Origin of the sequence: Thioalkalivibrio sp. ALJ7 (assembly GCF_000376865.1) — a bacterium.
GTDB lineage: Bacteria > Pseudomonadota > Gammaproteobacteria > Ectothiorhodospirales > Ectothiorhodospiraceae > Thioalkalivibrio.
The window spans coordinates 750,986-764,730 of record NZ_AQXQ01000012.1 but is presented as its reverse complement, the minus strand read 5'-3'; the positions used below and the strand labels follow the sequence as shown (position 1 = coordinate 764,730).

Genomic DNA, 13,745 nt, shown 5'->3' with positions numbered 1-13,745 from the left:
TCCCGAGTCATGCGTCGCCGGTCAGGCGCTCCAGGGCCTCGCGGTAGCGCGCCGCGGTCTGTTCCACCACCTCCGCGGGCAGCTCGGGGCCGGGCGCCTGCTTGTCCCAGTCCAGCGTCTCCAGATAGTCTCGAACGTACTGTTTGTCGAAGGATTCGGGACTGGTACCGGGCGCATAGCGGTCGGCGGGCCAGAAGCGCGAGGAATCCGGGGTCAGTACCTCGTCGATCAGGTGCAAGGCCCCTGCGGCGTCGACGCCAAACTCGAACTTGGTGTCGGCGATGATGATGCCGCGTTCGGCCGCGTAGTCGCGAGCCATCGCGTAGATCGCCAGGGCGGCATCGCGGACCTGCCGGGCGCGTATCTCGCCGATGGTTGCGATCACCGCGTCGAAGTCGATGTTGGCGTCGTGGTCGCCGACCTCGGCCTTGGTGCTGGGAGTGAAGATCGCCTCCGGCAGCTTCGAGGCGAGCCCCAGCCCCAGCGGCAGCGGGATGCCGCAGACCGCGCCGCTGGACTGGTAGTCCTTCCAGCCGGAGCCGATCAGGTAGCCGCGCACCACGGCCTCCACCGGCAGGGCCTCCAGGCGGCGGATGACGAGGCTGCGGCCTTCCAGAGGGGCACGAATGGCCGGGTCGGGTATGACCTGTTCCAGCGGGATGTCGGTGAGCTGATTGGGGATGTCCAGCTCGCGTTCCACCTTGTGCATCCAGAACTGGGTAATCTCGGTCAGCACCCGGCCCTTGTCCGGCACCGGTGTGGGCAGGATCACGTCGAAGGCCGACAGGCGGTCGGTGGTGACCATCAGCCAGTGATCGGCATCCACCGCGTACAAATCGCGCACCTTCCCGCGATGGACGAGTTCGAGGTCGGGAATCTGGCTTTCGAGCAGGGTGTCAGTCATGCCGCGATTCTACCGGGCGAGGGCTTTTTTCACCACGAGGCGCACGAAGACACGAAGAAGGTCAACGGCGGTTGCACCACGGAGGACACAGAGAGCACGGAGAAGGTCGTAATGGTATCGGAGGCGGCAGGATGTGCAGAGCAAAGCGAATCGCATCATGTCTCTGTAGCTCCGACCGGCATTTTCTTCGTGCCTTCGTGTGCTTCGTGTTGAACACGGCTTGTAGGGTGGGGCCGGGGTCGCTATCGTTCGGGCCATGACTGAGATGGCAGGCAATTCGGCGGCGCCCTGGGTGGGCGTGGTGATGGGGAGCACTTCTGACTGGGCGACCATGGAGCGCGCGGTGGATGTGCTGGAGGAACTCGGGGTCCCGTTCGAGGCCCGGGTGGTTTCGGCCCATCGCACGCCAGATCTCCTGTTCGAGTATGCCGAGCAGGCGCGCGGGCGTGGCCTGCAGGCGATCATCGCCGGGGCTGGCGGGGCCGCGCACCTGCCAGGAATGCTGGCCTCCAAGACCCCGGTTCCGGTGCTCGGCGTGCCCGTCGCTTCGCGTCACCTTAAAGGGCAGGACTCTTTGCTTTCCATCGTGCAGATGCCGCGCGGCATTCCGGTGGCGACCTTTGCGATCGGCGAGGCCGGAGCGGCCAATGCTGCGCTGTTCGCGGCGGCGATGCTGGCCAACCACGATACCGGCCTGCGCGCGCGTCTGGATGCCTTTCGCCAGTCCCAGAGCCAGGCCGTGCTGGGGCAGACCCTGCCGCCGGACCCGTCATGATCCAGCCCCCCGCGACCCTCGGGCTGCTCGGTGGCGGGCAGCTCGGCCGCTATTTCGTGCAGGCGGCGCTGGAGATGGGGTATGCCGTATGGGTCCTGGACCCCGATCCGGCCAGCCCGGCCGGTCGTCTGGCGACGCGGCATCTGTGTCAGCCCTTCGACGACCCCGCGGCGCTAGAGGCCCTGGCCGGGCAATGCGCGGTGATTACCACCGAATTCGAGAATATCCCACGCGCCGCCATCGAGTGGCTGGATGCCCATGCCTGCCTGCGTCCGGGCCCGCGTGCGCTGACCATTGCCCAGGATCGCCTGGAAGAAAAGGCCTTTCTTGGCGAGATCGGCGTGGCCGTGGCCCCGTGGCAGGCCCTGTGGGCGGGCGCAGCCCTCCGCCCCCCCCTGATCGACGAGGGTCCGGCGTTCCCCGCGATCTTGAAGACCGCGCGGCTCGGTTATGACGGGAAGGGCCAGGTGCGCCTCGCGCATGCCGATGAGCTGGTGCAGGCCCATGCCGAGTTGGGCGGAGTGGATTGTGTACTGGAGCAGCAGGTCGACCTGGAGCGCGAGGTCTCGGTCTTGGTGGCTCGTACCCCGGACGGCCATGTCGAGGCCTTTCCGGTCGCGGAGAACAGCCATCGTGACGGCATCCTCCATCTGACCCGAGTGCCCGCCCGTCTGGACGAGCCCACGCGCGAGCGTGCTACGGCCATTGCCCAGCGGATTGCGGAATGCCTGGAGTACCAAGGGGTGCTGGCGGTGGAGTTCTTCCTGACGGTCAACGGCGAGCTGCTGGTCAACGAGATCGCCCCGCGGCCGCATAATTCCGGACACTACAGCCTGGATGCCTGCACCGTCAGCCAGTTTCACCAGCAAGTCCGCGCAATCTGCGGGCTGGGGCTGGCCCCGGCGATGCTGACCACCCCGGTGGCGATGGTGAACCTCCTGGGCGATCTGTGGCCGGCGTCGACCGCGCCCGACTGGCAGGGGGTGCTGGAGGCCGGACGTGCCCGGCTGCATCTGTATGGCAAGACCAAGGCGCGGCCCGGCCGCAAGATGGGACATGTGAATGTGCTGGGCCTGCCAGGCGAGGACGATGCCATCGCCGCGGCCTCCACCGCCGAGAGCCTGTGGCAGGGACTGTCCGATGCCGCGGGCGGCCCGGCGGCGCGGGGTGATGCATGACCGAGGCCTTCCCCAACGCCCAGGCGCGGCGCGCCCGGCAGACGGAGCTGAAGCGCGATCTGGAGTTCGAGGACACCCTGGCCGGGGAACGCCTGCGTTTTCGCACCACCTGGGGACTCTTCTCGCCCCGGCGGATCGACGATGGCACACGGATGTTGTTGGAGCGCATCCAGGTGAACCCGGCGGATGCCTGTCTCGACCTTGGCTGTGGCTACGGGCCGATCGGCCTGACGTTGGCGCGCAAGGCTCCTCAGGGCCACTGCACCCTGGTGGATACGAATTTCCTGGCGGTGGAATACAGCCGTCGCAATGCCGAGCTGAACAGCATCCACAATGTCGATTGCGTGACCAGCAACGGTTTCTCGCAGATTCGTGACCGGCGCGTTGACCTGGTGACCTCCAATCTGCCGGCCAAAGTCGGGCGGGAGATGCTGCAGACCTATCTGTTGGACGCCCACGAGCAGATGAACCCGGGTGGCCGCATCTATGTCGTAACCATTACCGGATTGCGGCGTTTTATCGAGAAGGGGTTCAAGGACGTGTTCGGCAATTACGACAAGGTCAAGCAGGGCCGCGAATACACCGTTGCGGCCGCGGTGCGCGAGCCCGACTGAACATGATCGACGGGGCGGGCGAACTGCCGGTCGCGCTCCGGGTGCTGTCCGCCCTGCTGCTCGGTTTGGGGCTGATCGTGATGCTACGGCGCATGCCCTGGGAGAGCTTTTTCGTGCCCGGCCGCATACAGCTCTTCGTGATTGCCACGCTGTGCCTGCTGCTGATCTGGAGTATGCGCGCACAGACCCTGGATGGGCTGGCGCTGCACTTTCTCGGCATGACCACTGTAACCCTGATGTTCGGCTGGCAGTTGGCGATCCTGATGGTCTTCCTGGTGGTCGCGATCCTGGGGCTGTTCGGGGTGATTCCATTGGCTGCCTTCCCGCTGACTGTTCTGCTGGCGGGCATCCTGCCGGTCGCGGTCACCTGGGGGTTGTTGCGCCTGTCCGAGGCGCGCCTGCCGGCGCACATGTTCATTTATCTCTATGCCGTTGGCTTCCTCGGTGGGGCGCTGTCCGTTGTTGCGACGGTACTTGCCTCGGCCGCGATTTACGGGCTGTTCACCGATCTGGTCTGGGTCGATATCGTTCGCGACTACCTGCGCTACCTGGCCCTGCTGGTGCTGCCGGAGGCGGTGATCAATGGCATCGTGATCACCGGGTTGGTGATGGTCCGCCCCGAGTGGCTGGCGACCTGGTCGGACGAGCGCTACATCCATGGGCGCTGATGCCGCGAATGGCGTGGTGCCGCGCTCTGCAGGGATGCCCCTGCTTGATTCTGCGTTAATACGGCATTCAGGAAAGCCCTGCTATCGTTCGCTTCAAGACAGGGCGATGACCCTGTCCAGGATCGTGAACGAGGAGACCACAACAATGAAAACCAAGCTGTTTGTACTGGCCGGCATTGCCGGGAGTGTCCTGATGCTGTCCACTGCGGCCCAGGCTGCCGATATTCAGGCCGGTCAGACGAAGTACCAGAACACCTGTGCCAGCTGCCACGGCGCCCAGGGCAAGGGGCAGGCGATCTTCCCGGCGCTGGCCGGCAAAGATGCGGATTACCTGACCGATAAGATGGAGCGTTATCGCGCCGGCGAGGAAGTGGGTGATCACACGGCCCTGATGCGTCCGCAGGCCCAGGGTCTGAGCGACGAGGACATCGCTAACCTGTCTCATTACATCGCGTCCGAGTTCAACTGATCGGTTCGCTCTGCGAACGACCAGTGGAGGCAGCCAGCGGGCCGGGGTTTCCCCGGCCCGTTTGCGTTGGGGGTGCTTTCCGAACCCTGGGCTTTTGCCTGGCATGGCGGCATCCGGTAAAGTTCCGCGGTTCATAGTGAGACATTGAATCCTGTCTCCCTGGCGCATGACCGGTGGTCGGTCCTGCTTCACCCGTGATCTCTGCGAGGCTTTCCATGGCACAACCCGATTTCATCGCCCCGTCCATCCTGTCCGCCGACTTTGCCCGTCTGGGCGAAGAAGTCGACAACGTTCTGGCCGCCGGTGCCGACACCGTGCACTTCGACGTGATGGACAACCACTACGTGCCCAATCTGACCATCGGCCCGCTGGTCTGCGATGCCCTGCGCAAGCACGGCGTGACCGCGCCGATCGACGTGCATCTGATGGTCAAGCCGGTAGATCGCATCATCCCGGACTTTGCCCAGGCCGGTGCCAGCTACATCACCTTCCACCCGGAGGCGTCGGACCACATCGACCGTACCCTGCAGCTGATCCACGCCGAGGGCTGCAAGGCCGGGCTGGTATTCAATCCGGCGACCCCGCTGTCCTATCTCGAGTACGTGATGGACAAGGTCGACATGATCCTGCTGATGTCGGTGAACCCGGGCTTCGGTGGCCAGAAGTTCATCCCGAACACCCTCGACAAGCTGCGCGCGGCGCGCAAGATGATCGACGCCTCCGGGCGTGACATCCGCCTCGAGATCGACGGCGGCGTGAAGGCCGACAACATCCGCGAGATCAAGGCCGCCGGGGCCGATACCTTCGTCGCCGGGTCCGCCATCTTTGGTGCTGGTAGTGACACCGATCCGAACCGCTACGACAGCATCATCCAGCAGATGCGCGACGAGCTGGCCAAGGCCTGATTCGACCGCCTCCGGAGACCGGGATGTCCCTGAATCGCCCCCGCATGATTCTGATCGATTTGGACGGCACGCTGATCGACAGCGTGCCGGACCTGGCCTACAGCGTGGATGCGATGATGCGCGAGCTGGGCCTGCCCGAGCGCGGCGAGCCGGCCGTGCGCAATTGGGTGGGCAATGGCGTGGAACGGCTGGTCAAGCGGGCCCTGATCAACGAACTCGACGGTGAACCGGACGCGGAGTGGTTCGAGCGCGCACTACCGGTGTTCATGCGCATCTATCAGGAGAATACGGCCGGGCGTTCGCCGCTTTATCCAGGCGTGCGCGAGGGGCTGGATCAGCTCAAGGCCGCAGGCTACCGCCTGGGTTGCGTGACCAATAAGGCCGAGCGTTTCACCGTGCCGCTGCTGCGCGAGAAGGGCATCCTCGACGACTTCGAGATTGTGGTCGCCGGCGATGCCCTGCCGCAGAAAAAGCCGGACCCGGCGCCGCTGCTGCATGCCGCCGAAAAGCTCGGGGTGGACCCTTCCGAGGCGCTGATGGTCGGGGATTCCAAGAGCGACGTGAAGGCGGCCCGGGCGGCCGGCTTTCAGATCGTCTGCATGACCTACGGTTATAACCACGGCAATGACATTCGCGACGAGAACCCGGATGCGGTCCTCGACCGGCTGGATGAACTGCCCAGTCTGCTGCCTGCGCGGGCGGCCTGAATGATGGCAACGGGCCGGACAATGGGGCGATGGCGAGACGGCGAATGAACCGCCGTGCCATCCATCCCCATTGTCAGGAACCGTTGTGATGACTCCCGAACAGTTCGATCAATTGGCCCGCGAGGGCTATAACCGCATCCCACTGGTGCGTGAGGTCCTGGCGGATCTCGAGACCCCGCTGTCCATTTTCCTCAAGCTGGCCAACCGGCCGTACTCCTACCTGTTCGAATCCGTGCAGGGCGGGGAGCGTTGGGGCCGGTACTCCTTCATTGGTCTGCCGGCGCGCACGCGGGTGCGCGTGCATGGCCACGAGATCACGGTGGAGACCGACGGCACGGTGATGGAGCAGACCACCGAGACCGATCCGCTGGCCTGGATCGAGGCCTATCAGGCGCGCTTCAAGGCCGCCGAATTGCCTGGGTTGCCGCGGTTTACCGGTGGTCTGGTCGGCTACTTCGGTTTCGAGACCGTACGTCTGATCGAACCGCGCCTGGAGGGCCCGGAGAAGCCGGACGCGCTGGGTCTGCCCGATATCCTGTTGATGGTCTCGGAGGAGGTGGTGGTGTACGACAACCTCTCCGGGCGGCTGTATCTGGTGGTGCATGCGGATACTACGCAGGCCGATGGCCAGGCCGTGGCCGCTGCTCGTCTGGATGATCTGGAGACCCGCCTGGGCGAGCCGCTCGTGCCGCCGGAGGACCCGCCGCATCCGCACGCGGTGCCAGAGTACGTGGCCGGCTGGTCGGCCGAGGGCTTCCGGGCGGCGGTCGCGCGGGCGCAGGAATACATCATGGACGGGGACGTGATGCAGGTGGTGCTGGCCCAGCGCATGAGTGTGCCGTTCTCCGCTCCGCCGCTGAACCTCTACCGTGCCCTGCGGGCATTGAATCCATCGCCGTACATGTACTTCCTGGATCTGGATGACCATCACGTGGTCGGGGCCTCACCGGAGATCCTGGTGCGCCTGGAGGATGACCGCGTGACCGTGCGGCCCATTGCCGGGACTCGCCCGCGTGGCCGCACCGAGGAGGAGGATCGTGCGCTGGAGGTCGAATTGCTGGCCGACCCGAAAGAACGTGCGGAACACCTGATGCTGATCGATCTCGGTCGCAACGACGTGGGCCGGGTCTGCGAGATCGGCTCGGTGGAGGTGACCGACACCATGAGTATCGAGCGCTACTCGCATGTGATGCACATCGTCTCCAACGTGGAGGGCCGGCTAGCCCCGGGTCATTCGCCGATGGACGTACTGCGCGCGACCTTCCCGGCCGGGACGGTCTCCGGCGCCCCGAAAATCCGGGCCCTGGAGATCATCGACGAGCTGGAACCGGTCAAGCGCGGCCCGTATTCCGGTGCGGTGGGGTATCTCTCCTGGTCCGGCAACATGGATACCGCGATCGCGATCCGCACGGCCGTGCTGCACGACGGCGAGCTGCACATCCAGGCCGGGGCCGGCGTGGTCCACGACTCGGTGCCGGAGAACGAGTGGCAGGAGACCCTGAACAAGGGCCGTGCGGTCGTGCGGGCGGCCGAGACCGCGTTGGGCGGGCTCGGGCCTCGCCGCCACCGCGAATAGGGCGCGGGCAAGCCTATGGGTACCCGGGAGAACGTAGGCATGACTCCGTGGTTTCCCGTCCGCTGTGCGGGCCTTTGGCGTCTCTTGCTGCTGGTGCTCGGGCTATGGCTATTGCCAGGGCTGGTGGCGGCCCAGGTTGTGGTGCTGGTGCCGGGCGGCTGGGATCGTGGCGATAGTTTCCGGCATGCCGGCTTCACCGCGGCCCTGAATGCCGCCGGCTACGCCGATGGCGGTCGGATTCGGGTGGTGCCCGAGGCGCCCTGGTTCGACCGTGCTGTGGACCCGGCGCCGCGCCAGTTCTACACCGTTGACTTGCCCAGTAGTGCCGCTCTTCCGGAGCAGAGTCGCGCGTTGGGACAGATGGTCGAACGCCTGGTGCGCCGACATCCGGACCGGGAGCTGATCCTGGTCGGGCATTCCACCGGTGGCGTGGTGGCCCGCGACTGGCTGGTGCGGCGCCCGCACCCGGCGGTCTCCACACTGGTGACCTTTTCCGCGCCGCATGCGGGTGCCGGCTGGTCGGCGCTGGCACGCTCGGTGGCGGATGCCCTGGCCGATTCGGCGCTCGGGCTTTACGCCCCATTTGCCGGCCTGCAAGGCTTGCATCGCCGCGATGGGCTGTGGGGCCCGGATCGTGCCTCCCCGGATGCCGCCTATCTCGAGTGGCTGAACACTCGAGAGCACCCTCCGATCCGCTATGTGTCGGTGGTACGGCTCGCGGACCCGTGGGTAGACGCCGCCAGTCAGGACATGAATCGCCTGCCGGCCCTGCGCGGACGAGCGCACACCTTGCCGAGCCCAGGTGGGCACCGGCTAGAGGCGGCTGACGGTACCTTGCTGGCGGCGCTGTTGCTGCCGCGATGAAGACACGCGGTTTCGGCTGCGTGAACGCGGTTACGCCGCGACCGGCCCGGGCCCGGGTTATGCTGGTGTCCAGGCGCGGAGTCCGCGATGGTTTTTCCGTTTGTTTCTGTCCCCAGGGGCGCCAGCCATGATCCTGATGCTCGACAACTACGATTCGTTCACCTTCAACCTGGTCCAGTATCTGGGCGAGCTGGGCGCGGACGTGGTGGTGCACCGCAATGACCAGATCACCCCGGACCAGATCGCGGAGCTCGACCCCGCGGGCATCGTGATCTCTCCCGGCCCTTGCACACCGAACGAGGCGGGGGTGTCACTGGAGGTGATCCGGCGCTTTGCCGGCGCGATCCCGATCCTGGGCGTCTGCCTGGGGCATCAGGCGATCGGCCAGGTGTTTGGTGGCCGTGTGGTGCGTGCCCGCGAGATCATGCATGGCAAGACCTCGCCGGTGCATCACACCGGGGTGGGGGTGTTTGCCGGGCTCGAGAACCCGCTGGAGGCCACGCGCTACCACTCGCTGGTGGTCGAGTCCTCCTCGCTGCCCGACTGCCTGGAGGTGACTGCCTGGACTCAACGCGAGGATGGTTCTCGGGACGAGATCATGGGTCTGCGCCATCGCGAGCTGGAGGTAGAGGGCGTGCAGTTCCATCCAGAGTCCATCCTGACCCGCCAGGGTCACGAACTCCTCGATAACTTCCTGCGGCGCCTGTCCCAGCCGGTGTGAACCTAGGGAAACACGGATCAATGTACACGCTCGCGTTGGTACCCCAGGTTTCCCGAGACAAGGCGCGTCGTGCGGCGGGTAGTGGTTCTACCCGCAAGCGACGCAACGCCGGATCGGGGAACCTGAGGTACCAACCCCGCAATCTAGTAAACGAAGGGGCTCGGCCGCCCGTTGTTATCAGAAACGGGCGCGCGCACAGCGTTGCGGCTCCCTTGTGCAGAGTGACTGCACGGCAGTCACCGCGCCTTGTTCGCTCGCAAAAGCGACTCGAGCGCGAGCGTGCACATTGATCCGTGTTTCCCTAGGGGCGCTCCAGACCCAGCTACGCAACGCACTTCGTCCACGCGGTCCGCGTGCTGCTCTGAGGCGCGGAGGGGAGGCGTGAAGGGTTCCGCCGTCGAACGCCGCACGCGATTGCATTTCGCTCTGCTAGTCGCGCCGCTGTCCATGCTGGCGCCGTTTTCCCTGGATACCTATCTGCCCTCGTTTCCGGCGATGGCCGAGGCCCTGGCCGTGGATGGTGTGGCCATGCAGGCAACGTTGTCGGCCTATCTGGTGGCGTTCGCGATCGCCACACTGGTCGCGGGTCCGCTGTCGGATGCCTATGGCCGGCGCCCGGTGGTGCTGTGGGCGTTGCTCGCCTATGTGCTGACCTCGGCACTGCTGGTGGTGGCCGTGGAGTACTGGCAGGTTCTGACGTTGCGCGTGGGGCAGGGGCTGGCGGCGGCGGCCGGTGTCGTCGTCGGGCGGGCACTCATCCGTGATCGCTTCGACCCTTCCGATGCCCGGCGGGTGTTTTCCCTCGTCACCATGATGTTCGCGATCGGTCCGGCGGTGGCCCCGATCCTGGGTGGCTGGCTGCAGGCGGCCTATGGCTGGCGCTCGGTGTTTGCCTTCCTGATGCTCTACGGTGTCTTTCTTTTGCTGGCCGTGCGTGCCTGGCTGCCGGAAACCCTGCCACCGGTCGGGCGTGTCTCCAGTCACCCGCGTCTGGTGATCCAGCGTTACCTCGGCACGCTGGATAACGCCGCGTTTTTGATCCCGGTGGGGGTGCACGCGGCCCTGTTCGGGGCCATGTTCCTGTTCGTTGCGGCGTCTCCAAGCATCATCTACGTGCACCTGGGCGGTGGTGAACGTGATTTTTGGTGGCTGTTCGGGCCTCTCGTCGTCGGTCTGGTCGTGGGGGGCTTTGTGGCTGGTCGTGTCGTCGGGGTGGTCAGCCCGCCACGGGCGGTGGTCATCGGACTTGGCCTGTCCGGACTGTCGCTCGTGCTGGTGGGGCTGGCCGTGCTGGCCGAGGGCCCGATCGTGGCGATCACGTTGCCTTTTGCGCTGTATAGCTTTGCCCTGGCCCTGGCGATGCCTTCGTTGACCTTGATGGCGCTGGATTGCTACCCCGCCGCCCGCGGGATGGCGGCCGCGATGCAGTCTTTTATCCAGCTCGGCTTCAGCGCCTTGCTCGCGCTGTTTCTGGTGGACTGGCTGGATGATGCCATGGGGCATCTGGTGCTCGCGGCCCTGTGCATTTGGGTCCTGGCGCTGGTCGGGTGGTGGGTTGCCGCCGCCAGCGGTCGTGTCGGCCCGAAACGGGCGTTACACTAGCGCTCCCGACCCCCGGCAGGAGTAGCCCTGTGACCGTGCAGCAAGCGATAGCGGCCCTGATTGAGCGCCACGACCTGGACGAGGCGGCCATGACCGCCGTGATGCAGGCGGTGATGACCGGCGAAGCCACTGACGCCCAGATCGGCGCACTCCTGGTCGCGCTACGCATGAAGGGCGAGACCATCGACGAGATCCGCGCCGCCGCCGGCGTGATGCGCTCGCTGGCGACTCGGGTCGAAGTTTCGCGTGACGGACTGGTGGATACCTGCGGGACCGGCGGTGATGCCTCCGGTACGTTCAATATCTCCACGGCCTCGGCGCTGGTCGCGGCTGCGGGGGGGGTGCGTGTTGCCAAACATGGGAATCGCTCGGTGTCGTCGAAGTCCGGCAGCGCCGATGTGCTGGAGTCTCTCGGGATCTCCCTGGCCCTGTCGCCCGCTGCCGTGGGGACCTGCATCGACGAGGTCGGTGTGGGCTTCTTGTTCGCTCCTGCTCACCATGGCGCGATGAAGCATGCGATTGGGCCGCGCAAGGAACTCGGAGTGCGCACCCTGTTCAATGTGTTGGGTCCTTTGACCAATCCGGCCGGGGCCCCGAACCAGGTGCTGGGCGTATTCTCCGATGCCTGGGTGCGGCCACTGGCCGAGGCCCTGAAGGGGCTCGGTAGCGAGCATGTGCTGGTGGTGCATGCCGAGGATGGCCTTGACGAGATCAGCATTGCGTCGCCGACCCGGGTGGCGGAGCTGAAGAATGGCGAAATCCACGAGTACACCATCCGCCCGGAAGACTTCGGGCTGGTGACTCGGGCGCTGGATACGGTTCGGGTCGACAGCGTGGAGGCCTCGGCCAGCATGCTGCGCGGCGTACTGGATGGGCAGACGGGAGCCGCCCGCGACATCGTTCTGCTGAATGCCGGGGCGGCGATCTATGCCGGTGGCGGGGCGGATACGCTGGCGGCAGGCGTCGAGGCTGCCGCCAGAGCGATCGATTCCGGCGCGGCGCGCGAACGGCTGGAGCGCCTGCAGGCAACCAGCACACGATTGGCAAACAAGGAAGCCGTATGAATGAAGGCACCGCAGTCCCCGACATCCTGAAGCGGATTCTGGAACGCAAGCGTGAAGAACTGAAAGAGCGTGAGGCGTACTGGCCGTTGCGCGAGCTGCGTGGCTGGATGGGGTCGGCCCCGGAGCCTCGCGGGTTCCGTGCGGCCCTGAAGAACGACGTTGACGCGGGTCGCGCGGCGGTGATCGCGGAGATCAAGAAGGCCAGTCCGAGTCAGGGGCAGATCAGCCCGAATTTCAACCCCGAGGCCTTCGCTCGAAGCTACGAGCAGCACGGGGCGACCTGCCTCTCGGTGCTGACCGATGTGGATTTTTTCAAGGGGCGTGACGGCGATCTGCGGGATGCGCGTGTGGCCTGCCAGTTGCCGATCCTGCGCAAGGACTTCGTGATCGACCTGTACCAGGTCTACGAGGCGCGAGTGCTGGGGGCGGATTGCGTGCTTTTGATCGCGGCCGCCCTGGATGACACCGCGCTGCACGAGCTGTATTTCCTGGCCCATGAGCTCGGTATGGATGCGCTGGTGGAGGTCCACGATGCCGAGGAGCTGGAGCGGGCGAAGCGGATCAATGCCGACCTGATCGGCATCAACAACCGCGACCTGCACAGTTTCGAGACACGGCTTGAGACGACGTTGGAGTTGAAGGGTCAGGTGCCGGAGGAGGCCTTGCTGGTGACCGAGAGCGGCATCCACACCCGTGACGATGTCGCGCGCATGCAGTCCGCCGGGGTGAATGCCTTTCTGGTCGGTGAGGCCTTTATGCGCACCGAGGACCCGGGCGTGGCCCTCGGTCAGCTGTTCCGCGGCGAATCGTAGCGTCTAGTACCCAAGGACGCTGACATGCTGGGCCGAAAGGAAAGGCCCGGGGTGCGGGACCTTCGGGGTCTGGGGTCGATGCCGCGTCAGCGGGTGCCGAATACCACGATGGTCTTGCCGTGAGCGGTGATCAGACCGCGTTCTTCCAGGTCTTTCAGTACCCGCCCGGCCATTTCCCGCGAGCAGCCGACGATGCGCGCGATCTCCTGGCGGGTGATGCGCAGTTGCATGCCATCCGGGTGGGTCATGGCGTCGGGCTGGCGCGCCAGGTCCAGCAGGGTATGGGCGATCCGCCCGGTGACATCCACGAACGCGAGGTCCATCACCTTGCGCGAGGTCTGGCGCAGACGGGTGGCGATCTGGCTGGTCAGCAGCATCAGGATCTCGGGGTCGCGCTGAGCGATCTCGCGGAACTGGGTGTACGGGATCTCCGCAGTTTCGGTGTCTTCGCGGGTGGTGACGGTCGCGCTGCGCGGGTCGTCCTCGAACATGCCCAGCTCGCCGAAGAACTCGCCCTTGTTCAGGTAGGCGAGGACCAGCTCGTGGCCGTTATTTTCGCCCAGCACCGACACCGAACCGCTCACCACGTAGTACAGCGTGTCGGGCACGGTGCCTGAGTGAATAATCGTGGTGCGCTTGCGGTACTGACGCCGATGGCAGTAGCCAAGGAAACGCTCCAGCGCGGGTGAGGGCTGGGCGGGGCGGTAGACGAACGGGTTGTTCAAGGCTTCCATGGTCACGTCCGATATGAGCTTCCTGAGAATGTGCATCAGTGTAAAGCAGCGTTTGAACCCAGTACCCGGGGGTGCCTGCAGCGGTTCACAAAATCCGGCAACAGGCCTCTGATTTTGTGCAGCAGGTCCGCCCTGAGTAGAGTCCACTTTGA

15 protein-coding genes are annotated in these 13,745 nt (G+C 65.7%); 13 read left to right on the top strand and 2 right to left on the bottom strand.

The genetic code is table 11. The features are described 5' to 3' along the window. Positions 1-7 precede the first annotated feature (7 nt). Complete coding sequence (locus D002_RS0112285) at positions 8-904, bottom strand: phosphoribosylaminoimidazolesuccinocarboxamide synthase (RefSeq protein ID WP_018142226.1); 897 nt, start codon at positions 902-904, stop codon at positions 8-10. Positions 905-1,169: 265 nt separating this feature from the next. Between D002_RS0112285 and purE the strand changes: the two genes are divergently transcribed. The 13 genes from purE (at position 1,170) to trpC (ending at position 12,859) form a co-directional block, all read left to right on the top strand. Continuing rightward, complete coding sequence (gene purE / locus D002_RS0112280) at positions 1,170-1,679, top strand: 5-(carboxyamino)imidazole ribonucleotide mutase (protein ID WP_018142225.1); 510 nt, start codon at positions 1,170-1,172, stop codon at positions 1,677-1,679. Then, positions 1,676-2,857, top strand: coding sequence for a 5-(carboxyamino)imidazole ribonucleotide synthase (locus D002_RS0112275; RefSeq protein ID WP_018142224.1), 1,182 nt, complete (start codon positions 1,676-1,678; stop codon positions 2,855-2,857). The genes purE and D002_RS0112275 overlap by 4 nt, the downstream gene beginning before the upstream one ends. Next, positions 2,854-3,471 carry a class I SAM-dependent methyltransferase gene (locus tag D002_RS0112270; RefSeq protein ID WP_018142223.1) on the top strand — a complete coding sequence of 206 codons (618 nt, stop codon included), beginning with the start codon at positions 2,854-2,856 and terminating at the stop codon, positions 3,469-3,471. Before D002_RS0112275 ends, D002_RS0112270 begins: the two co-directional genes overlap by 4 nt. Before the next feature lie 2 nt (positions 3,472-3,473). Then, positions 3,474-4,139: an energy-coupling factor ABC transporter permease gene (locus tag D002_RS0112265; RefSeq protein WP_018142222.1), complete on the top strand. Its 666-nt coding sequence runs from the start codon at positions 3,474-3,476 to the stop codon at positions 4,137-4,139. A 145-nt stretch (positions 4,140-4,284) separates the two neighbouring features. Next, on the top strand, positions 4,285-4,608 hold the full coding sequence (locus D002_RS0112260) for a cytochrome c (protein WP_026181704.1): 324 nt from the start codon (positions 4,285-4,287) through the stop codon (positions 4,606-4,608). A gap of 215 nt (positions 4,609-4,823) precedes the next feature. After that, entirely contained in the window at positions 4,824-5,513 is a 690-nt protein-coding gene (rpe, locus tag D002_RS0112255) for a ribulose-phosphate 3-epimerase (protein ID WP_018142220.1), read from the top strand. 23 nt (positions 5,514-5,536) lie between these two features. Next, entirely contained in the window at positions 5,537-6,220 is a 684-nt protein-coding gene (locus D002_RS0112250; protein WP_018142219.1) for a phosphoglycolate phosphatase, read from the top strand. A gap of 88 nt (positions 6,221-6,308) precedes the next feature. Beyond that, positions 6,309-7,796 (top strand): anthranilate synthase component I, encoded by a 1,488-nt coding sequence (gene trpE / locus D002_RS0112245; RefSeq protein ID WP_018142218.1) that lies wholly within the window; start codon positions 6,309-6,311, stop codon positions 7,794-7,796. A 39-nt stretch (positions 7,797-7,835) separates the two neighbouring features. Next, a complete protein-coding gene (locus tag D002_RS0112240) occupies positions 7,836-8,660 on the top strand; it encodes a triacylglycerol lipase (RefSeq protein ID WP_018142217.1) in 825 nt (274 codons plus the stop codon). Between the two features lie 127 nt (positions 8,661-8,787). Then, a complete protein-coding gene (locus D002_RS0112235) occupies positions 8,788-9,381 on the top strand; it encodes an aminodeoxychorismate/anthranilate synthase component II (protein ID WP_018142216.1) in 594 nt (197 codons plus the stop codon). A gap of 381 nt (positions 9,382-9,762) precedes the next feature. Then, positions 9,763-10,983 carry a multidrug effflux MFS transporter gene (locus D002_RS0112230; RefSeq protein ID WP_018142215.1) on the top strand — a complete coding sequence of 407 codons (1,221 nt, stop codon included), beginning with the start codon at positions 9,763-9,765 and terminating at the stop codon, positions 10,981-10,983. A 29-nt stretch (positions 10,984-11,012) separates the two neighbouring features. Next, complete coding sequence (gene trpD, locus D002_RS0112225) at positions 11,013-12,047, top strand: anthranilate phosphoribosyltransferase (RefSeq protein ID WP_018142214.1); 1,035 nt, start codon at positions 11,013-11,015, stop codon at positions 12,045-12,047. Continuing rightward, the gene (trpC, locus tag D002_RS0112220) at positions 12,044-12,859 is read left to right on the top strand and encodes an indole-3-glycerol phosphate synthase TrpC (RefSeq protein ID WP_018142213.1); all 816 of its coding nucleotides are present in this window, start codon (positions 12,044-12,046) and stop codon (positions 12,857-12,859) included. The genes trpD and trpC overlap by 4 nt, the downstream gene beginning before the upstream one ends. 86 nt (positions 12,860-12,945) lie before the next feature. Here trpC and crp read toward each other — a convergent pair whose 3' ends face one another. Further along, positions 12,946-13,593, bottom strand: a complete 648-nt coding sequence (gene crp, locus D002_RS0112215) for a cAMP-activated global transcriptional regulator CRP (protein WP_018142212.1) — start codon at positions 13,591-13,593, stop codon at positions 12,946-12,948. Positions 13,594-13,745 lie beyond the last annotated feature (152 nt).